General features: G+C 34.2%; 19 protein-coding genes. 8 read left to right on the forward strand and 11 right to left on the reverse strand.

From position 1 onward, the window contains the following. The first annotated feature begins 1 nt into the window (after position 1). Positions 2-1,189, forward strand: coding sequence for an aconitase X catalytic domain-containing protein (locus tag QZ143_RS05085; protein WP_292609058.1), 1,188 nt, complete (start codon positions 2-4; stop codon positions 1,187-1,189). A 54-nt stretch (positions 1,190-1,243) separates the two neighbouring features. Next, positions 1,244-2,773 carry a Mur ligase family protein gene (locus tag QZ143_RS05090; protein ID WP_292881845.1) on the forward strand — a complete coding sequence of 510 codons (1,530 nt, stop codon included), beginning with the start codon at positions 1,244-1,246 and terminating at the stop codon, positions 2,771-2,773. Positions 2,774-2,784: 11 nt separating this feature from the next. Here QZ143_RS05090 and QZ143_RS05095 read toward each other — a convergent pair whose 3' ends face one another. Then, complete coding sequence (locus QZ143_RS05095; RefSeq protein ID WP_292609064.1) at positions 2,785-3,186, reverse strand: pyridoxamine 5'-phosphate oxidase family protein; 402 nt, start codon at positions 3,184-3,186, stop codon at positions 2,785-2,787. Between the two features lie 202 nt (positions 3,187-3,388). On the opposite strand from QZ143_RS05095, the gene QZ143_RS05100 reads away from it, so the two are divergent. Beyond that, complete coding sequence (locus tag QZ143_RS05100) at positions 3,389-5,710, forward strand: DEAD/DEAH box helicase (RefSeq protein WP_292881848.1); 2,322 nt, start codon at positions 3,389-3,391, stop codon at positions 5,708-5,710. Here QZ143_RS05100 and QZ143_RS05105 read toward each other — a convergent pair. The 4 genes from QZ143_RS05105 to hisS are packed head-to-tail and all read right to left on the reverse strand — an operon-like array spanning position 5,707 to position 10,010. Further along, on the reverse strand, positions 5,707-6,456 hold the full coding sequence (locus tag QZ143_RS05105; RefSeq protein WP_292881850.1) for a sugar phosphate isomerase/epimerase: 750 nt from the start codon (positions 6,454-6,456) through the stop codon (positions 5,707-5,709). The genes QZ143_RS05100 and QZ143_RS05105 overlap by 4 nt on opposite strands. Positions 6,457-6,465: 9 nt before the next feature. After that, complete coding sequence (locus QZ143_RS05110) at positions 6,466-8,307, reverse strand: PINc/VapC family ATPase (protein WP_292881852.1); 1,842 nt, start codon at positions 8,305-8,307, stop codon at positions 6,466-6,468. 1 nt (position 8,308) lies between these two features. Further along, complete coding sequence (gene hisI, locus QZ143_RS05115; RefSeq protein ID WP_292609076.1) at positions 8,309-8,713, reverse strand: phosphoribosyl-AMP cyclohydrolase; 405 nt, start codon at positions 8,711-8,713, stop codon at positions 8,309-8,311. 1 nt (position 8,714) lies between these two features. After that, the gene (gene hisS / locus QZ143_RS05120) at positions 8,715-10,010 is read right to left on the reverse strand and encodes a histidine--tRNA ligase (protein ID WP_292881854.1); all 1,296 of its coding nucleotides are present in this window, start codon (positions 10,008-10,010) and stop codon (positions 8,715-8,717) included. 85 nt (positions 10,011-10,095) lie between these two features. Between hisS and aroE the strand changes: the two genes are divergently transcribed. Together aroE and QZ143_RS05130 are read left to right on the forward strand one after the other, a co-directional pair. After that, entirely contained in the window at positions 10,096-10,947 is an 852-nt protein-coding gene (gene aroE, locus QZ143_RS05125; RefSeq protein WP_292881857.1) for a shikimate dehydrogenase, read from the forward strand. 4 nt (positions 10,948-10,951) lie between these two features. Further along, entirely contained in the window at positions 10,952-11,641 is a 690-nt protein-coding gene (locus tag QZ143_RS05130) for an ATPase (protein WP_292881859.1), read from the forward strand. Here QZ143_RS05130 and QZ143_RS05135 read toward each other — a convergent pair. Both QZ143_RS05135 and QZ143_RS05140 read right to left on the reverse strand, forming a co-directional pair. Beyond that, on the reverse strand, positions 11,624-13,138 hold the full coding sequence (locus tag QZ143_RS05135; RefSeq protein ID WP_292881861.1) for a replication factor C large subunit: 1,515 nt from the start codon (positions 13,136-13,138) through the stop codon (positions 11,624-11,626). The two genes, QZ143_RS05130 and QZ143_RS05135, sit on opposite strands and share 18 nt — an antisense overlap. Positions 13,139-13,147: 9 nt before the next feature. Next, on the reverse strand, positions 13,148-14,095 hold the full coding sequence (locus QZ143_RS05140; protein WP_292609090.1) for a replication factor C small subunit: 948 nt from the start codon (positions 14,093-14,095) through the stop codon (positions 13,148-13,150). A 146-nt stretch (positions 14,096-14,241) separates the two neighbouring features. Here QZ143_RS05140 and QZ143_RS05145 point away from each other — a divergent pair, with 146 nt between their 5' ends. From QZ143_RS05145 to QZ143_RS05155, 3 genes are all read left to right on the forward strand, one after another. After that, complete coding sequence (locus tag QZ143_RS05145) at positions 14,242-15,201, forward strand: zinc metalloprotease HtpX (RefSeq protein WP_292881864.1); 960 nt, start codon at positions 14,242-14,244, stop codon at positions 15,199-15,201. Between the two features lie 9 nt (positions 15,202-15,210). Continuing rightward, the gene (locus QZ143_RS05150) at positions 15,211-15,927 is read left to right on the forward strand and encodes a tRNA (adenine-N1)-methyltransferase (RefSeq protein ID WP_292881866.1); all 717 of its coding nucleotides are present in this window, start codon (positions 15,211-15,213) and stop codon (positions 15,925-15,927) included. Between the two features lie 103 nt (positions 15,928-16,030). Further along, complete coding sequence (locus tag QZ143_RS05155; protein WP_292607842.1) at positions 16,031-17,074, forward strand: acyltransferase; 1,044 nt, start codon at positions 16,031-16,033, stop codon at positions 17,072-17,074. On the opposite strand, the gene QZ143_RS05160 is transcribed toward QZ143_RS05155, so the two are convergent. The 4 genes from QZ143_RS05160 to QZ143_RS05175 form a co-directional block, all read right to left on the reverse strand. Further along, complete coding sequence (locus tag QZ143_RS05160) at positions 17,075-17,932, reverse strand: alpha/beta hydrolase (protein ID WP_292881869.1); 858 nt, start codon at positions 17,930-17,932, stop codon at positions 17,075-17,077. Positions 17,933-18,170: 238 nt separating this feature from the next. Next, complete coding sequence (gene leuS, locus QZ143_RS05165; RefSeq protein WP_292607845.1) at positions 18,171-21,026, reverse strand: leucine--tRNA ligase; 2,856 nt, start codon at positions 21,024-21,026, stop codon at positions 18,171-18,173. 12 nt (positions 21,027-21,038) lie between these two features. Beyond that, complete coding sequence (locus QZ143_RS05170; protein WP_292881874.1) at positions 21,039-21,827, reverse strand: NAD+ synthase; 789 nt, start codon at positions 21,825-21,827, stop codon at positions 21,039-21,041. A gap of 277 nt (positions 21,828-22,104) precedes the next feature. Beyond that, positions 22,105-22,367: hypothetical protein (locus tag QZ143_RS05175; RefSeq protein WP_292881871.1), on the reverse strand; the 263-nt coding region annotated here is incomplete at its 5' end.

The following is a 22,367-nucleotide window of genomic DNA, read 5'->3' on the forward strand; positions in this document are numbered from 1 at the left end:
TATGTTTTTAACAAAAAAAGAACAACAAATGTGTGATGGAGAGTTTGGAGAAACTATTAGAAAAAGCATGGATATCCTGGTTGCTTTAGGAGATATCTACGGTGCTTCAAAATTGGTGGATATTACATCTGCACAGGTTTCCGGTGTTTCTTACAAAACTATTGGTGAAGCTGGTTTAGAATACTTACAAGACTTGGCCGGTGACGGTTTAGGTGTAGCAAGTGTAAACGCATCTTTAAACCCTCCTGGAACTGATTTGGACAATTGGGAAAAACTTGGTTTTCCACGTGATTTTGCAATAAAGCAAAATCAGATTGTAGATGCTTATGGAGAACTTGGAATAGCAAAAACCTGTACATGTACTCCTTATTTGGTTGGTAATGTTCCTAGATTTAGAGATCATATTTCATGGTCTGAATCATCTGCCGTTGCATATGGTAATTCTGTAATTGGTGCAAGAACCAATCGTGAAGGTGGACCTGCTGCACTTGCTGCAGCAATCGTTGGAAAAACTCCATTATATGGTTTCCATTTGGAAGAAAACAGGAAAGCTAATTTGGTTGTTAATGTTACAACTGAGTTAAAAGGCGCTGACTTTGGTGCATTAGGCTACATTATCGGTAAGGTAGTAGGTGGGGGAGTTCCATTATTCAAACTTCAAAATACTCCAAACAACAATGATTTAAAAACTTTGGGAGCAGCTCTTGCTTCATCAGGTTCTGTAGCATTATATCACGTTAAGGATGTTACTCCAGAAGCGGATGTCGCAGGTGAAGAAGAAGTTGAGGATATAATGTTCATATCCGATAAGGAAATTCTTGAAACTCGTGAAAAGTTAACTACAACTGACAGAGAACCTGATTTGATTTGTTTAGGATGTCCTCATGCATCCTTGGAAGAGATTAAACAGGTAGCTAACATTGTTCGAGGAAAAACTATTAAGAATAAATTATGGATTTGTACATCAGTTAGCGTTAAAGCAACTGCTGATAGGATGGGCTATACCAAAACTATTGAGGATGCAGGAGGTAATGTTGTCTGTGATACCTGTATGGTTGTAGCACCTATTGAAGAGATGGGCTTTGAAGTAATTGGTGTAAATTCAGCAAAAGCAGCAAACTATGTTCCATCAATGTGTGGATTGGATGTTGTTTATGGAGATTTAGAAAATCTTGTTCGTTTTGAATAGATTTTCTCAAATATTCTTTTTTTTTTAATTTAATATGTAACTGGAAGTAAAAATATGGATGAATCTGACTTTAGAAAAGACACCACCTTTGGAGTGATTGGTGTTTGCGGTGCTAATGGCAATTTGATTGCAAGAATCCTTAAGGAAAGAGGATTCAATGTCATTGGAACTGATATTTCACAAAAACAAGATTGCAGATTTGCAAGCGCTCTTGAAGGTTATGATATTGAAGTTTTTTATGGTGAAACTCCAGATGAATTTTTTGAAAAGTCAGATTATATAATTCCACCTGCCAGTTTATCTAAAGATTCCAAAGTTTATAAAAGAATCAATAAGCCAGTTTTGGAATTAACTGATGTTATAGAAATTTTTAAGGCTGAAAAACCTGTATTTGGAATAACAGGTACCAACGGTAAAACAACCACAACAACTTTGCTTAAAAAAATCGCTGAAGACAATGGAATAAATCCTTGTAAACATAATCTGGAGGGAATGCAAGGGAATGCAGAATTCATTCCGATTTTGCAATCTAGATTGGATGCTGATGTTGGAATTTTGGAGGTGGGGACCTTTGGAGTTCCGGGCACTGTTGAAAGAATCGTTAAAAATACTGATATGGACTGCGGTTTGATTACAAACATTACTCCTGACCATTTAAAGGATTTGGGCAGCTTTATGGATTATGCAAATGTGAAAGGAGAACTGATTAAGGAGTTGGATGGTAAAAAAATCATTGTCAATGGTCATGATCCAACAGTAATTGGACTTTTAAGGCAATTGAACTATAGTGGTGAAGTGATTACTTTCGGTGTTGATGTAACTCCCGATTCAATCGGTTTAAAGGAATGTGTCTGCGGTAATGAAATCACTGTTAAGGAAATTATTTCAGGTTGCGGTTATTACTTTTGTAAATGTGGTATAACAACTCCTCAAGTGGACTACATTGCAACAAATGTGGATTTGAATAATAGGACCTTTGATTTGCACACTCCTGAAGGAAAATTAACTGTTAAGATGGCAATTGATGGGCTTCATAATGTTTATAATGTTACTGGAGTAATTATTGCAGCTCGCGAATTTTTAGGATTGCCTTTTGATAAAATCTTAAAACCAATATCCACTTTTACTGGTGTGGAAGGAAGAATGGAAAAAGTGGATACAATTGACGGCAAAACTGTTTTTGTTGATTATGCTCATAACCCGGCAGGCGTTAAAACTGTATTAAAAGAATTTCAAAAGTTGTTTGGGGAGTTTACAACAGTTATTACAATCTCTTCCGAGTCAGGTTATTCAAGCGATTTAGATATATTTAATAGTGTACTTAAATTTTCAAGATTTGTTGTTCCTGCATCTCCCGTATCTCAAAGAATAGCTATTGAAAAATTGAATGAAAATTCAAGATTGAATGATAGAATATTCTTGAACCACATGAGCGATTTTAAAAAAGATGGCACTCTTGGTGCAGATAAGGATGATGTGGCAGACGGTATAAGAAAGGCATTGAATTTGGATTGTGAAATGATAGTGGCCATTGGAGAGGCAGCTACCAAGTTCAAATCCGTTATTCATGATTTTAAGGAATAGATTAATCTATTCTATAATTTGTAATTTTTTGGTGGATTGCCTGAAAAATCGGCTATGGTTGCTTTTCCAGAGACTGTAAATACCTCAAAGGTTGGATTGTCTGCAGTTTCGTATAGTGATTTAACTAATTCATTTGAATCGATTACTTTTTGTTTTAACTCAAGATTGTCAGTGAATTCGGCTTCACCAGCAATTCTTAACCATGCAAATTCGGGTGTTGCAACTACAATTTCACAGTTTGGATTTGCATCTAATTCTTTGAACATTGGTTTTGTGTTTGCAGTGCAGAAGTATGGTTTTTCATCCTCTTCAAAGTAGAATAGTATTGGTCTTACTTTTGCATTTCCGTCAAGTCCGCTGGTTGCTAGGTATATTAAATTATTTTCTTTTAAAAAGTTTATTACATCGTTCATTTTAGTTCTCCTAATATTTTGTTGTTTGTAGTTTATTTTAAAGAATATAAAACGTTTTTGTAACTTGGGGGTAACGCAGTAACCTTTTAGTAACTGCTATTACTTTTCAGATGCTCTCTCTCAATGTTTATAAATATTTAAAAGAATAATAGTAGTAAGGTATTGTAGATTTAAAAATTTGTTTAGTTTAGAGGGCTTTGTTATGACTAGTTATATTAATCATCCTTTACTTAAAAAAGATGCAATCGAATCAAGACTGTATCAGCAGATTCTAGCGGGGGATGTGCTGAAAAAAGGAAATACTATGGTTGTAGCACCTACTGCATTAGGTAAAACAATTGTGGCAATATTGGTTGCAGCCGACAGATTGAATAAAGTCAAAAATTCCAAAGTCCTTGTTTTGGCACCTTCCAAACCTTTAGCGATTCAGCATGAAGACAGCTTTAAGGAATTTTTAACTCTTCCGTGCACTTCTATAACAGGAGCTATTAAAACTGATGAGCGTGTTAAAAGGTGGGAAGAATCCAGAATTATTTGTGCCACACCTCAAACAGTCGAATCTGACTTATTGAATGGGCGTTATGATTTAAGTAGTGTTTCTCTGATTGTTTTTGATGAATGCCATCATGGTGTTGGATCTTATTCTTATGTTTATTTGGCATCAAGATATGTTCGTGAATCCAAATTTAATTTAATATTGGGTTTGACAGCATCTCCGGGTTCAGACAAATCAAAAATTAATGAAGTTTGCAAAAATCTCTATATTCAAAACATTGTTGTTAAAACAGAAGATGACACTGATGTTAAACCATATTTTAATCCGGTTGAAATTGATTGGGTTAGAATTAAAATGAGTGAAGAGTTGGAAAAAATTAAAGTCCATGTTAATAAGGCATTGAAGATTAGACTTAAAGCCTTAAAAAATATGGGTATTATTAAAACAGTTTCTGTTGGAAAAACTGATGTTCTAAAAGCCAGAGGTAGGATTCAAGGTGAAATTGCCAGAACCACAAATCCTGATAAGGAATTGTTTCAGGCCATTTCAATATTGAGTGCTGTTATCAACCTGCAACATGCTGAAGAGCTGATTGAAACTCAAGGTGTATCAACCTTCAATAAATATGTTGCAAGGCTTCGTAAAAAGAAAACCAAAGCTGCAAAGTCATTATTGTGGGATGATAATTTTTCACGTGCTGTTAAACTTGCAAGAAATGCTGAAAAAAATGGTTGGGAACATCCAAAATTAAGGGAACTATCAAAGATTCTTAAAAAGGAGCTTGGCTTGGGGGATGGTCAAACTAAACTTCAGTCAACAAGATTCACAGAGAATGAAGATGACAGTTCTTCTAAAATCATTGTTTTTACCCAATATAGGGATACACTTGAAATGATTCATCAAAAGCTTGAAAAAGAAGGGATTAAATCCGCTAAATTTTTTGGTCAGGCAGCAAAGGACGGCGAAAAGGGTCTAACCCAAAAGCAACAGAAAGCAATTATCAAATCATTTAGAATGGGGGAATATGACGTTCTTTTATCAACCAGTGTTGCAGAGGAAGGTATTGATATTCCTGCTGTTGATTTGGTAATCTTATATGAACCAGTTCCTTCTGAAGTTAGAATGATTCAAAGAAGAGGTAGGACTGGTCGTAAAAGAACAGGTCGTGTGAAGGTTTTAGTAACAAACGGGACACGGGACGAAGCTTATTTCTGGTCCTCCATTAATAAAGAACATCATATGAAAAATCAATTGATTGATGAAGATGTTTTAAAGGAGTTAAATCAATCTGCAGTTCAAAGAATGGAAAACGAAAAGAAAGTTAAAGTTATTGATAAACCCAAAAAAGAAAATGATTTTCCTATTGTTTATGCCGATTCTCGTGAAGGAAATTCAAAGGTAATCAGACATTTGACTGAAATGGAGATGGATGTTAAAATTCGATCAATGGCTGTTGGAGATTATCAGGTTAGTGATGAGGTAGCTATAGAAAGAAAAACAGCTAAAGATTTTGTTGATTCACTTATAGACAAGCGATTATTTAAACAGGCTCGAGAATTGTCTGAAGAATTTAAAAAACCTTTATTGATTCTTGAAGGTGATGATTTATATGCGGGCATGGTTAATGCTAATGCAATTAGGGGATCTATTGCATCTATCGCATTGGATTTTGGAATAAGTATTATTCCTACTCGGAATGCTCAGGATACTGCAGCAATGATTAAGAGAATTGCAATACGTGAACAAAATGGGGAACATACTCCTGTTCAAATCAGAACTGATAAAAAGCCTGTTAGTTTGCTTGAACAGCAATTGTTTATTATAGAATCATTACCTAATATTGGGCCTGTAAATGCTAAGGCTTTATTGGAGCATTTCGGTTCTGTAGGAAATGTCATCAATGCTTCTGAAAAAGATCTCCAGGAAGTTGAAGGAATCGGTAAAAAAACAGCGGAAAATATCAGAAGTGTTATTGATTCAAAATATCTGTATTTTAAAAAAGAGATTAAGGAAAGAAAACTTCTCTAGAAGTTTTTCTTCATATACTCATAACTTTTTTTAATGGAATCGTAATCATTTACTTCGAGTATGTAGATGCCATCATAATTTTTTGACTCAAGAGTATTGATGATGTATTTTAAATCAATAGAGCCTTCACCTAATGGCAAGTGTGAGTCATCATCACCTAAATTATCATGCACATGTACGTGTTTTATGGAATCAAAAATCATATCCTCTGGAGCATATCCTACATGGTTTGCATGGCCGATGTCCAAAGTCATATGCATCTCATTTTCTACAAGCAATTGATTCAAATCAACAATATTCTGATAAATCATTGATTCGAAGTTAGGCATATTTTCAATGGTTGCCATAACTCCCAAATTTTTAGCATAATCTCCAATTTCTTTAATTGACTGATTTGCAAATTCATAAACTTCTTTTTTAAAATATTTGTTTGCTAAAAATGAGATTAATCCAGGATGAACCACTACGGCTTCAGCATTTATTTCATTTGCCAAATCAATTGAAGATTTAATCTGAGCTATTGAATTTAATCTGCTTTGATCTTGTGGGCTGGCAATATTAACATCCATGAATGGGGCATGAATTGAATACTTTAAGCTGTAACTTTCCAATATCTCAGAATCGATAAATTCTGCAGGGTATTGATGTACAAGCTCTGCATATTCAATCCCTAAATTTTCAATGAAATCTAAGGTTTTTTCTAGTTCAAATTCTATGCCTGCAAGTGTTGATGCTCCGATTTTCATGTTAATCTCCTATTTTTTTATGGCAGTAATTTCCAATCCCATTTCAATAGCTTCAATGATGAAATCAGAAAGTTCTATTCCTTTTTTAATTTTAATTTCACCTTTCTTGGATGTGGTTGCGGTTAATAGATATTCTCCATTTATATAAATGTCAAAATTCTCTCTTCCATTGTCCTTTCCCAATTCTAAAATCAACTGCTTTCTTGTATGTGTAATATCGATTTCGAATGGAGCTTTATTCACTGGTTTTTCTTCAATTATTTCCACTCCAAGACTTATGCCAATACTTTCTTCAATTTCAGCAATTCTTTTACCGTTCTTACCGATAATTTTTGGAATAAACTCTTCGGGAATGTAAATATTGGCTCTGTTTGGTGATATTACTTCAACATCAACTTTTGCCTTTTTTGGAAGAATCTTTTTAATTTTTCTTAAAATTTCCTTTTCGGCAATCTTGTCGACAGCTGATTTGTGAGTTTCATCCTGACCAGTTCCATTAACCAAATCCATGTCCATTACGATGGTCTGTTCACCGTAGGTATAAATTTCGTTTTTCAAATCTCCAGTCTCAAAGTCACGAACTTCAATAACAGGTCTTGCAAGGTCGGCTTCCTTCATGCCTGTTGGAACTTTGACGGTCATTTTTGTTTCATAAACATGAGTAACTTTCCCGTTTTCAATGTAAATGCTTGTATCGACAATGGATGGAATTACTCCCAGTTCCACTCTTGAAGCAATTCTCTGTATCGCGTCAATAGGTCTTGTTGCATGGACAACACCAATCATTCCAACCCCTGCCAGCCTCATATCTGCAAAAATGCTGAAGTCGGTATTTTTTCTAAGTTCATCATAGATGGTGTAATCTGGCCTTACAAGCAGCAGTACATCAGCAGTATTTTCCATACTGCCTTCTAATGGACTGTATTGTGTAATGTCATCAGGCAATTGTAAATCTCTTGGGGATTCCATGGTTTTTACAATTTTATTTAATTTTGATGAGTAATATTTTGCAATGGCTTGTACGAATGTGGACTTACCGGCTCCCGGAGAACCTGAAATCAGGATTCCTTCGGCATTGGTTCTGATTCTTTCAAGCAATTTGTCGGATAGGTGATATTCATCCAAACTTATATTGGCAACAGGCCTTACAACAGTAATTTCCAAACCTTCAGAGAATGGCGGATAAGCTATTGAAATCCTGTATTCTCTTGATTGAACGACAAATGAACCTTCCTTTGATGATTCCAAATATGTTTTTGAATCGCTTTTTGCCTTATCAAGAATTTCATCTACAATTTCATGAAGTTGTGAGTAGGTATAAGGCTTCTCATCAAGCTTTACAAAGTCAATATGGCCGGGTGTTCCTTTCTTAGCCATAGGACAGACATTTTCCTTTAAATGCACTGACATTGTATTTTCATCAAAGAATCTTTCAATTGACAATTCCTTTTCAACATATTTCTGTTCAAAATAGTAAACTGGAATTCCCTGAGCTTTCGCTGTTTCGGCTTGCACCTTGTCATTTGTAAGCAATGTTCCCATTTCGGACCTTGCCAAATCTCTTATGATGCTGTCAATTTCACCGCTTTTTGCATATTTTATATCATAGTTGGTTGGACGCTTGCCTTTAAAATCAATGGCCAATTCGCCTTCGTATTGCATTCGTTGCAATTTTTGAAGTTCCTTTAAACCTTTATGACCTTCACTTCTATTGGCATTGGCTTGATGTTCAAGTTCGCATACAACTGCTTCCGGCACGATGATTTCTGGATAATCAAGGTCTTCCTTTTCGACAATTTCGCTTATTGCACCTATAATGACAGCACTTGTATCTGGAATAATGCGTTTCATTTTAATACACTTCATCAGGGTTTACGAGTCTTTCCAGGATAATTTCCAAATCATCTTCTTTTAAATCTTCAATGTCAACGTTTTCAGTATTCAATTTTCTAAAGAAACATGAAAGATAGCCTTCGTGACATGCTGCTCCAGTTTGTTTGATTTTCAAAACGATTGCATCCATATCACAGTCAACAAGAATCTCTTTAACTTCCTGGAAATGTCCTGAACTTTCTCCTTTCAACCAAATCTTGTTTCTTGAAGTGCTCCAGTAATGGGCTTTGCCTGTTTCAATTGTTTTTTGGAGCGCTTCCTTGTTCATGTTTGCCAACATTAAAATTTGGTTGGTGTCTGCATCTTGGGCTACTGCTGTAATGACCTTTTGGCCATTGATTTCATGTCTAAAGTTAATTTCCATTTTATTCACCTTTGATATGATTTACGATATTGTCGATGTCAACTAATTCTTGATCTCCACTGACCATGTCCTTAACGGTGACTTTGCCTTCTGCAAGGTCATTGGCACCAATAATTATCATCTTTTCAACCTTGATTTTATCGGCATAATTCATTAGTTTCTTGAATTTTTTGCCGTTCAAGTCAACATCTGTTTTGAATCCGTTTTGTCTTAATGTTTGTGTAATTTCGTATGCTTTAACTCTAACGTCTGCTGAAATTGGAGCTACATAAACATCCAAGTGTGAAGGCAATTCTTCTGCATCAGTCAATTCTTCAATTGCATTCATTAATCTGTCAAAACCTAATGCAAAACCAGTTGATTCAACTTCCTGACCTCCAAAGAGCTTGACAAGACTGTATGATCCTCCACCGCAAATTTGCTTTTGAGCACCGAGTTCTGGAACATAGATTTCGAACACAATTCCGGTATAATAATCAAGTCCTCTTGCAACGCCTAAATTTAAAGTATAATTTTGAACCTGGAATGCTTCAAGAAGTGATATTAATTCTTTTAGCTGTTCAAGGGCTTCTTTTGGCTCATCATATGGTGCAATCAATTCTTCAACTTCACTTATTATTGATTTGTCTCCAACAAGGTCAATTAATTTTAATAAAATTTGATTTAATTCATCATTGTCGATAACCGGTTCATCACCACTCAAAGATTCGATTAATAGGTCTTTGTCCCCTTTATCGATTACGACCATGATTTCCCTTTGGGTTTCAGTTGATATTTCAAAGTGTTTGAACAGTCCTCTTATAATTCCTAAATGGTTGATATTAACGTCTGCGCTTGTAATTCCCAATGATTTGATTGCATCTGAACAAAGTGCAATGACTTCGGCTTCTCCCTGAGGAGTTTTTGCACCAATCAATTCGCAGCCAAATTGCCAGAATTGTCTGAATCTTCCTTTTTGAGGTCTTTCATATCTGAAACAGCTTCCATAGTAATAAAGTTTGATTGGTTTCACAGCTGTTTTTTCAAGTTCATTTAAGTATAATCTTGCAACAGGTGCGGTAATTTCAGGTCTTAAAGTTAATTCCCGGTCTGATTTGTCTTTGAAATTGTATAATTGGTTTACAATTTCTTCTCCGGATTTTGTTGTAAATAAGCTTAATTCTTCAAATAAGGGTGTTTTAATTTCTTGATAACCGTAACTTTCAAATATTTTTCTTAAGGTACCTTCTGCTTGTTTTCTCTTACGCATTTCTTCAAATAAGAAATCTCTTGTACCTCTTGGTCTTGTAAATTCCATTTTTACTCTCCTTGTAAATAATATATTATAATTTAACTATGTATGTACAAAGTTATATAATCTTTGTTAATCAATAAACTAATATATGAAAATTAAAGGTAGTACAAATATTGTCGGTTTAATAGGCCATCCTGTCGAGCATAGCTTTTCACCGCCTATGCATAATGCAGCATTTGATGCATTGAACATGGATTATGCATATGTTGCATTTGATGTAAATCCCAATGATTTAAAATCAGCGATTGAAGGGGCTGAATCTTTAAACATTAAAGGGTTCAATGTCACTATTCCTCATAAGGTTGACGTAATGCAATACTTGGATGATCTGGATGAAGTGGCCAGGTTAATCGGTGCAGTAAATACAATTGATTTTAAGAATTTGAAGGGTTATAATACTGATGGAATTGGTGCTGTAAAAGCCATTGAAGAGGTAACATCAATTAAAAATAAGAATGTTGTCGTTGCTGGTGCGGGCGGTGCTTCAAGGGCGATTTCATTTTATATTGCAAAATACGGTGCTGAATCTTTAACAATTTTAAACAGAAATGAAGCTAAAGCGGAAAGTTTGGCTAGTGATGTTTCAGATTCAGGTTTGATTGGGGAAGTTGCTTATGATTCAATCAATGCAATTGGCAATTATATGGAGGGTGCTGACGTTTTAATCGATACCACTCCTTTGGGAATGCATCCTAACATCAGCGATGAACCAATCGTTAAGGCAGATATGATGGATGAGGATTTGGTTGTATTTGATGCAGTTTACAATCCAAACGAAACCGTGCTTATAAAGGAAGCGATTAAAGCAAATGCCAAACCTGTTTACGGAATTAAGATGTTACTGTATCAGGGAGCAGAAAGCTTTAAAATATGGACAGGCAAAACCGCACCTGTTGATGTCATGGAAAAGGCTTTAAGAAATACACTTAATTTAGAATGATAATATGGATTTGATGTTTAATATTTCAGGATTGGCACAAGATAAGGAAGAATTTTCAACATCCAAAAAAGACGTGTTGAAATTTTTAAAGATTATTGGAGTGGATACCAGATTCATTTCATATACTTCACAAAAAATTTATATTAACAATTTAAGATTTTCAAAGTTTTCAAGAAAACGGGAAGCCACCTTTAAAAAACACTATCCTGGAATCGAAATTGTGAGAAATAGCCTATTTCAAAAAATTTGTTCAAAGTCATCAAAGGTGCTGTCTTTTGAAATCAATCCAAATTCAGTTATTTTAATGCCTAAAAACAATTTTATGGTGGAAGTGTTGATGGAGCCATACACTCGAAAGTATGGTGTGAAATTGGTTTATGAAGGGGATTATGACTATGTTATAAACCCTACAATTCTTGATGATGAGGTCAACGGCATTTTTTCAGCAATTTTTCATGGCGACGGATTGGAATTCAATAAAAAATCCGATGAAATCTATCCTTTGATTAATGTTCCTTTGGATTGGATCAACTCATTTTTAGAAATGGATGGTAAAAAGATTATTGAAAATGAAAATAATGATGAGTTAGCTACTTCCTTCATGGAATTTTTAGAAGATGTAGCTCCTCAATATCGTGAAAATGTTTTAAAGGCCTCTGAATACATTGAAAAAAAATTAGAAGCTAAAAAGTGAAACTTGTTTGTCCCCTTTCTTTTTAGATTTTTCTTCTTCACTTTCATTAACTTCAGCTTCTGGAGGTTCTTCAACTATCTCTTCTTCAGCTTCGTTAATTTCAGTTTCTGGAGGTTCTTCAACTATTTCTTCAGTTTCATCTTCAATATTAACTTCAAATGGAATTTCTTCTTCAGGTTTGTTTTCAACTTCATTCATCATCTGATTTTGAAGTTCTTCAAATCTCCTGTCACGCTCTTCAGCCCTCATTTGACCTTTTTTCTCTTCCATTTTTTTGATGACCTTTTTAGGGATTTTTTTCTTTCTGAATCGTTTTATTTCAGTTTCGTCCAAATCTAAAAAGTCAGAGATTTCCCATGCAAGTTCATCATTTGCAAACATTATTTCCAAATATGGGAACATTGAAATGGCAATTGCATGTGAAATATGCATTTTTTCTGACATTTTTTGAGCAATTCCATCTCTTAAGTTTCTTTTACCTCTGTTTCGCCCCATTAATGTAAATATGGTTGGTGTTTGGATTTTTGAGAATTTTTTATAGGTTTCTTTTTTTGATGAGCTTACTCCAATTCCCATGAAATCACTTGCATATTTCCAATAACCATAATTTCTGCTGCTTTGTGCTCTTCCAAAGTATAAATCTGCCCTGGCTATGTTTTCATAAGCTTTTTTGATTTCATTTTTGTTAGTGTATTCTCTAGGGATATTTTCTGCAATGTATTCCATAACTAATGTGGGGTCTTCGTCAACCCTTAGGGCTTCCCTTACATGTAATGGATTTTTACTTTTCAAAACACCAGTTATTGCATTGAATATGTCTGACCTGTCGTCTTTTGTTCTGATGTTTTCAACATCTGCAGGTTCTAAAACATTTTCCTTATCGGCTAGTGACTGTAAGGTGTTTATTGCGGAACGCATATCTCCATTTGATTTTTTAGCAATCAAATCCAATGCCTTAGGATTAGCTTTAATTTCTTCTTTTTGAGCAATTTCCTTAAGTGCTTTTCTGATGCTCGGACTTCTTACCTTAGGCATTTTAATAACTGTACACTTAGGTTTTATGGATTGCAAACGTTTTGAATAAAAATCATTAGCTATCAATATCATCGGATGTTTGGAATTTTTGATGATGTCTCCGATAGCCTTAACTCCGCCACGGTCATTAGTCCCATGAATACCGTCAACTTCGTCCATGATAATTAACTTGTATTCATCACCAAAAAGGGATCTTGATGAGGATGATTCTCCTATTGTACGTTTAATTACGTCTTGGGAACGTTTATCACTTGCATTAAGTTCAATATGTTCTGAAAAATCTTTTGCAATCACTAATGCGAGTGTTGTTTTACCAATTCCAGGGGGACCAACCAAAAGCAGTGGATTTTGAGGATTACCATTTTTCCAGCTGTTAACCCAATCAATAATTATTTTCTTCTCTTTATTGTTACCAACCACTTCATCTAAGGTTTGCGGTCGGTATTTATCAGTCCATAACATTTCCATACCTTAGATAAATTTAGTTAGTAATGCTTCAAGTTGAATTCTAGGATTTGCTCCTTCTCTTATTCTAAAGTCACAATCAGCTATTGCTTCAATCAAATCAATATAAAAATCAGGTTCCATTTTTCCGTCAACAACTCTTTTGGAAACATCTGAATAAATTTGACTAACCATGTCTTCACCGCTGGTTCCCTGTAAAACCATGGTTTCTCTTAAAATGGTTCTGGCTCCTAGGAAATCTCCCATTAATGCCTTATTAATCATATTTCCTATGTCTTGAGGTTTCGCTTTGGAAATGACTTCATAGACAGAATCTTCAGTGACGGCTTCTCCTTCGCTTGTAGCTGCCTGTAGGACATTGACAGCTTTACGCATATCTCCTTCTGCAAAGTAGACTATGGTTTCAATACCTTTATCATCAGCTTCAAATCCTTCACTTTCACAAATGAACTTTAATCTTTCAGCTATTTCTTCACCTTTTATTGGAGCAAATCTAAAAATAGCACATCTTGACTGGATTGGATCAATAATTTTGGAAGAGTAATTACATGAAAGGATGAATGATGCTGTTTTTGTATACATTTCCATTTCACGTCTTAAAGCGTGTTGAGCATCTTTGGTCATGTTGTCTACTTCATCTAAAAATATTATTCTGAATGGAGTGCCTATAGGTTTAAGTCTACAGAAATTTTTAATGTCGTTTCTTACAGTTTCAATTCCTCTTGCATCGGATGCATTCAATTCCAGGAAGTTTTGTTTCCAATATTCTCCAAGAATTGATTTTACTAGTGCAATTGCTGTTGTTGTTTTTCCAACCCCTGCAGGTCCAGTAAACATTAAGTTAGGCATGCTTCCTTCGCCAACATATTTTTCAAGTCTTGTTATGATTTGTTTTTGTCCTACGATGTCTTCTAAATTTTGTGGTCTATATTTTTCTACCCATGGTCCAGTCATTAAATCACCATTTCTTTATGTAAGATGTTTATGTTTTTTGTCAATAATTAATGTTTGCTTAATGTTTTTATATTTGAAAATATTATATATAATTCAATTGAGAGAGTACATGAAAAGTAATGTCATGAAAAGTTTAAGGTGTTAAAATGAAAGGTACATGGAAACTTAAGTTAAGAATGCTTTTAACATCTGTGATTATGTTTACAATTGTTTATTTCCTTATTTTCCTTGTCGGACGTTATTTGGGAATAAGCAGTTGGAGATTATACGCAGGTGTGAGCTTAGTAATCGTATTTTTACAGTATTGGTTTGGACCAAGTATTGTTAAACGTTCAATGAATGTAAGGCCGTTATCTGAAGCTGAAGCACCACATATTCATCAGATGGTTCAGGAATTGGCGGATGCTGCGGGTGTTCCAAAACCTGAAATTGGTCTTTCTGAAATCAACATTCCAAATGCATTTGCTTATGGAAGAACAAGCAGAAGCGGACATATTGCAATCACTCGTCCAATTTTAGGCTTGCTTGACCGTGATGAGTTAAAAGCAGTGCTCGGTCATGAAATGGGCCATATTAAACATAATGACATGGCTGTAACAGCAGCAGTTAGTGTAATTCCAATGATTTGCTATTATATTGCATTGTCCTTCATGTTTTCAGGGGATAATGATAATGGTGCAGGACTCATAATAGGAATATTTGGTTATCTGTTTTACTTGTTGGGTCAGCTATTGGTATTGTTTATCTCAAGAACCCGTGAATACTATGCTGATGCAGCAAGCGTTGAATTTGGTAATCGTCCGGCAGCATTGGTATCAGCGCTTTACAAATTGTCTTACGGTGCTTCAAGATGCAGTAAGGAAACTATTGATGATGTTAATGTTAACAGGGCATTTTTTGCAACTGATGTAAATAATGCTAAACGTGATGTTACAGACTTCCAGCAAATAGACTTTGATGGTGACGGAAGAATTTCCGATGAAGAGTTAAGAAAACTCGCCAACTCAGAAGTTAAAATTTCAAAAACAAGCGGAATCATGGAACTGTTCTCAACCCACCCTGATTCATTAAAAAGAGTGAAAAGATTGGCAGAACTTGAAAATTAGGTGTAATGTATGAAAATGATTTTAGATGAACGTGGAAAAAAGTATATTTTAAAGCCAGGGGCTGAATTTCAAAGCGATTTAGGCATTGTAAAGGCGGATGTATTGGACAATGCACAAATAGGGGATGAAGTAAAAAGTCACCTTGACCACTCATTTAAAATCGTAAAACCTAATGTCAATGATTTCATCGATTTGATGGAGAGAAGATGTTCAATTCTTATTAAAAAGGATATTGGGCAAGTTTTGGCTCACACCGGTTTGGGTGCAGGGTCACGTGTAGTCGATGCCGGAACAGGTGCTGGAGCTATTGCACTTCATTTTGGAAATGTCGTCGGTTTAGAAGGCAAAGTTTTTACATATGAAGTCCGTGAAGACTTTGCTGAAGTTGCCCGCAGGAATATTACAAACATCGAAGTCAAAAATAAAAACATTAAGGAAGGCATCGATGAAGATAACATTGATTTGATCTTTTTAGACTTGCCAAAGCCATTTGAAATATTTGAAGAGGTAATGGAATCATTAAATGTTGGTGGATGGCTTGCAGTTTATGCACCTTATATTGATCAGGCCGAAACTTCTTACCGTGTAGCTAAAAAATTAGGCTTTTATGATATTGAAATTATTGAAACTCTTGAGAGAGGATTGGAAGTTAGAACTCAGGGTGTAAGACCAAAAACACGTATGGTCGGTCATAGTGGCTATCTGCTTTTTGCTAGAAAATTATAACCGACTTTTCTATTTTTTTTGTATTGATTAACAATTATTTTGAACAAAATATTTTAATTATTAAATTACATAAATATTCATGTCAATTTTTCGGTGAAAATTTATGGCTAAAACTAGGATTCAATGGATTGATCTTGTACGTGCAATAGCAATCTTGACAGTATTGTATATTCATGCTACTGATGGAATCTATATAATTACTTCAGACATGATAGTGAATTATACTTTACCTTCAAGGATTTTTAACTTTGCATCACTCTTTATTGGGCGTATTGGTGTTCCATTCTTTTTAATGATTACAGGTTATCTGTTGCTTGATAGAAGTTATGATGATGATAAGACCCGTCACTTTTGGGCAAACAATGTAAGAACTCTAATCATCATTACTGTAATTTGGACAATTTTATATGTGATTAGTTTACAGTTTGTTACTGTATTTTATGATGTCGTGAATGTTTCAGAAGCGGGAACATTGTTTTTCTCTCACATGTGGTATATGCCAATGATTATTGGAATGTATCTTTCAATGCCTTTTGTTGCAGCTGCTTTAAAACACTTTGATGTGGATACAATTTACCGTGCAACAATAGTATTTTCATTTTTAGCATTCGTTGTTCCTTTTGTTTCATTATTGTTTGATATTTTTGGAATTCAGGATGTAAATATACAGTATTCACTTGGTTTTAGTGGTGGAGCATATGGAATTTATATTATTTTAGGATATTTGGTTAAAAAAGGATACTTTAAAAAGTATTCAAGTTACAAATTAGCGCTTTTAGCTATCATTTCATTTATAATTTGCGTATTGTTCCAATACTACACATTCTTAAGAGGATATGATTTCTTCTTATGGTATGAATTCCCATTCATTTTACTGGGTTCATTTGCCTTATTTGAATTATGTTCCAGAGTAGAAACAGTAAAAGCATATAGGGGAATCCAATTTTTATCAAAGTATTCATTTGCAGTGTTTTTAATACATAACTTATTTAGGCTACCATTATTGCCATTTGTTGTGTATTTACCATTTTCAGAACCTGTAAAAGCTATTATTCTTTGGATTGTATTGATAATATGCAGTTATGCTGCTGCAGTTATTATTTATAGAATTCCGAAATTTGGAAAATATATTTTATATATGAGATAATTATGCCATTATCTCTTTTTTTATTTCTTTAAATGCTTTTTTTGCCTCAGGTATGGGGAATAATGGATAAATATGGAATAATCCTTTTCCAGTTATGAATTTAACATTAACATCATTCTCTTCGAGTTTTTCAACGTAAAGCTTAATGTCCTTGTAGAATATTTCATTATCTCCTGCAAAAATTAGTGTTGGGGCCTGATTGGCCACATTTCCAAAAAGAGGACTTACTTTATAGTCTTTAGTGTCTAGATTTCCAGCCCAGGATTTTCCAATTTCTCTAAGGCCAATTTCTCCTAAAATCGGGTCGTTTTCATCATTGTATGGAGAATTGCTCATTGAAATGTCGACCCATGGTGAAAATGTTATGATGTGATCTGGTTGGGTTAAATTGATAGTTTTTATGTATTGTGAAAATGATAATATGAATCCTCCACCTGCTGAGTCGCCCATTAAGATTAAATTGGTGTTTAAATCTATCAAAGATTTATATAATTCTGTAATTTTTTCAATACTCTCATTCACGTCATGTAATGGTGCTAAAGGATAAACTGGTGCAAGGACATAAGCATCTAATTTTTTTGATAGCAGATAACAATATAGGAAGTGCTGGTAATTTATCTCGTTTACATATGCTCCGCCATGCATGAAAAGGATGGTGTTTTTGGATTTTTTATCTCCAAAGGTAAAAACCTGCATTCCATTAAAATCAATGCTTTTAAATATGCTTTTCACTGGCTTTTCAGTAGTTTGTGATTTTTTTTCCAAAAATTCATCAACTTTTTTTTGCATTACCATATAATCCGGTTTTGTAAACTTTAGGATTGCTTCTTCAATTTTTGCAATATTTGATTTGCTCATGTTTTCACCATGATTTAATCTACATCCAACAATATCTATATTTATTATTTGATGACTTGTTTAATTAAATTATTTGTTTGTTTCATATTTTGCAGTGAAGTTAATATAATAGTAAAAATTAAAGACCCTATCTTTGATTAAATTTCATGGATGCATTGTCCACTTCGGAGGTTTCATATTAAATATCTAAAATGTTTATTAAATGGGTATATAAAGAAAAAAAGAAGGAATAATAAAATTATTCCATGAATATTGCGGGTTTATAAGGCATTGCATTTCTTGCCTTGTTTTGTGGGTCATAAGCATCATCGGTGTGAATAATGACTTCATCACCAATTTCTTCAGTAATGTAGTCAAGTGCATCGGTTAAAATTTCTTCTTCATTGATTTTACCGATGTATCTTGTTTTGGTCATTTCCTTACCGATTTTTTTAGCTACCATTGCGATTTCTTTTTTATCATCGTTGATGTTAGCCTGAATAGCTCTTCCCATAATTTGGCCGATATCCGGTTTTCCGACTTCATCGGCTATTTTGTATAATTCCCATTTCCAATCAGGAGCAAGATAAACATGGACTTTGGAGATATCTCCTTTAACCATTTTCTTGATTTGTGTAATATCTTTTATGATATTCTGCACTAATTCTTCTGATTTTTCAATTTCTAAACTTACAAGTTCTGAATCATATTCCGGCCAGCTTGCTTCACTGACAAAGCCTTCTCCACCATATTTGCTCCATAATTCCTCTGAAGTGTGTGGAGTAAATGGTGCTAAAAGCCTAATCCAGTTTTCTAAAACTGTGGATAAGACATAAATTATTGCAGGATCCTGTGAATCGATTAAATGTTTCACACGATATAGGTAGTGGTCTATGTCTTTTTTAAGTAAGAATAGGGAATCTTGTAATGCCTGTCTTGTTTGGAAAACTTCCAGTGCTTCTGTAGCGTTTTTAATATGTTGATTAAGTTGGCTTATCATCCATAAGTCAATTGTACGGGTAAGCTCTACTTTTTCAATATTGCTTAAGTCGAGTTTGGAACCTTTGATTTCTTCAATATTTGCTGCAAATTCTCTAAACCATTCAAGTCTTCTTTTTGTTCCTAAAACTTCTTTTTCTCTCCAGTCAAAGTCTTGCCATGGTTCAGCAGAAGCCATTAAGAATAATCTTACTACGTCTGCGGTGTAATCCTTGATAGCATCCTTAAGTAAAATAACATTACCTTTTGATGAAGACATCTTGTTTCCTTCTAAAAGACCCATTCCAAAGACTACAGTTCCTTTTGGCCATTTATCTTTTGGATAAATTGCACTGTGGTGGAACATCAGGAAACTTAAGTGATTTCCTACTAAATCTTTTGCAGATAACCTCCAGTCAAGAGGATACCAATAGTTAAATTCATCCTGGATTTCTTTGACTTTTTCTGCAGGCACTGTAATGTCTCCGGAATCCTTATCTAAAAGTACCTTATCGAAGAATGCTCTGTTCAAGTCATCAGGATTCATGTCCCTTAGGTATTTTGCAATTGAATAATATGACATGTAGATGGTGGAATCAGTTAAAGGTTCGATTAACCATTGATTGTCCCATGGAAGTCTTGTTCCAAGTCCTACTTTTCTAGAACAAGCCCAATCGTCTAGCCAGTTGAGATAATATTCAAAGTTATTTTTGATTTCATGGGGGATGATTGTTTCTCCTTCTAGGACTTCTAAAGTCTTTTCGGTCCATTCTTCATTTCCATATTTCATGAACCATTGGTCATCCATGATTTTAACAACACAGTTGTTTCCACATCTGCATACAACAGGCCTTTCAGCAAAGTCATACATGATTGTAGCCATGTTGTCGTTGATTAATTTTTCTTTTAACTCTTCACGAGCGAAACGAACTTTCATTCCACCAAAATCAGGAATGGATTCGATTATTCTTCCTTTACTGTGTTGCTGTTTGTATAATTCATTGGTTGCTTCGTGTAATTTTTCATCGTTTTGGTCTGTAATTCCAAGCCTTTCAATAATGTCTGCAGCAGGAATTTCTCCATATCCCTTAAGGGTACATACTGGAATTGGCTCTACATTTTCAATAATTCCGCTTAAATTATATTTGGCTATTAATTCATCGTTATTTTTCAAGTCTTTTAGTGCAATGTAGTCTGCTGGAGCATCAGCAGGTTCGGAAAATACAACACCACTTCCGTATGATGCACTTACAAAACTGGCAGGGAATATAGGTAATTCATCTCCAGTAAATGGATTTGTTGCCATTTTACCAATTAAATCATTAGGATTAATTTCTGAAATGATTTCTAAATCTTTGATTTGGTTTGATAAGTTGTAGTGAGCTTCTTTTGTTATAACCCAATTTTCACCATTTGCATTAGCTAAAACATATTCCACATCGGGATTTAACCAGATGTTGGTAGCACCGACAATGGTTTCTGGCCTAAGTGTTGCGGTAACTAAAATTTTATCTCCTATTGGGAATTTTAAAAGGGTGAGTTCATTAACTCCTACACCTTCTCCTTCAAGCAAGTCATGGTCTCCAACAGGGTTGTCACAGTTTGGACAGTATTTTACAGGATGTTCTCCTTTTGCAACTAATCCTTTTTCGTATAATGTAGTTATTTGCCATTCTATGAATTTTTTATAGGTTGGATCAATTGTCCTAAATTCTCTTCTCCAGTCAATTGAATAACCCATTTCTTCCATTACTTCATGATATTCTGTTGAGAAGTATTTTACAATAAATTCTGGGTCTTCTAATTCTGGCAAAGTCTCTTTTGGTACACCGTGAACTCTTTCATATAAATCAAGTGTCCAAGGGTCTTTTCTTTTAATCCTGTCGGCTATTCCAATAACTGGTGCACCTGTAACGTGCCATGCCATTGGGAATAATACGTTATAGCCTTCCATTCTTTTAAATCTTGCATAAACATCAGGCACGGTGTAAGTACGGCCGTGACCAATATGCATTGCACCACTTGGGTATGGGAAAGCTACTGTAAGGAATAGTTTTTCTCTTTCATCAGGGTTAGATTCAAATAGCTTTGCATCTGCCCATTTTTTCTGCCATTTTTTTTCAATATTTTCGCTCACTAAATCACCATTTTATAAGATTGTTTTTTGAGGACTTTCAGGAACTTTGCTTTTATGTTCGTTCCTGATTATCTTTTTAATAATCATATCAACATCATCTTGTGAGATTTCTAAATTTTGTGAAATTTCACTAATTTCTTTATCATTTTCACAGTATTCATAAAGAATTTGGTCAATTAAATCATAAGACATTCCAAGTTCAGCTTCATCGGTTTGATTATTCCATAATCCCGCACGAGGAGGTTTATCGATAATTTCTTGTGGGATACCCATAAATTCGCTTAATCTATAAACATCAGTTTTGTATAAATCTCCAATCGGTTCAATATCACATGCACCGTCTCCATGTTTTGTAAAGTAGCCGATTAAAATTTCACTTTTATTTCCGGTTCCGCTAACGAGGTAATTTTTAGCATTTGCATAGTAATAAATGATTGACATTCTAATTCTAGCTTTAAGGTTTCCAATAGCCAAATTATTCTCTTCAAGTTGAGTCATTAATAAAAATTCATTTAAGATGCTGTCAATAGCTATTTCTTTGTAATCAATTCCTAAACCTTGAGCTATTGAAATTCCGTGAAGTTTGTCTTCTGTTGGTGTTGTGGTAGATGGCATTATTATTCCAAATACATTTTCTTTTCCAACAGCTTCACATGCCAAATATGCTGCCAATGTTGAATCAATTCCTCCACTTAAACCAACAACAATTCCGTCGGTTTTAGCTTCGTTAACTTTGGATTTAATGAAATTAACAATGTCTTCTTTTGTTTTTTCTTGATTTATTTTTGGAATTTCGCTAATATTTTCACCAACCTTTTAATCATTTATACATTAAATAGTTTGTATTTATTACTTTATAAATTATATCATGGATGTAGGTCTTTTTTCAAAAAGCTTTTGTGATGAGATATGAAGTTGATTTCAAGCCATATCGGTAAAAGATAATTTTGAATAGGAGGCTATGTTTTTTTTGTAGGTGGTAGTATCAAGTTTCAAGTTAGAAAAAATTTGAAGGTCAAAAAGTGAAATCATTTTGATTATTAATGATATCTAAAATCACATTTTAACCATTTTCGTATTAAGAACCAGCACAGGATGGAATATTTTTTTTGGATTTGTTAAGAAGATATTTTAATAAGATATAATAAGCAATAGCAAATGTAACTTCACCTATTAATATTCCCAGTAAAACACAAACTCCGTGTTTGAATATCGGTGCCAATAATGTCACTATTGAAATTTCGTAGATAATGATTCCAATTGTAAAGAATAATTCATGATAACTCTTTCCCATTCCATCCAACATTTTTTCTGACATTACTGAAACCTCATTGAATGGAA

Origin of the sequence: Methanobrevibacter sp. UBA188 (assembly GCF_905234905.1) — an archaeon.
Lineage (GTDB): Archaea > Methanobacteriota > Methanobacteria > Methanobacteriales > Methanobacteriaceae > Methanocatella.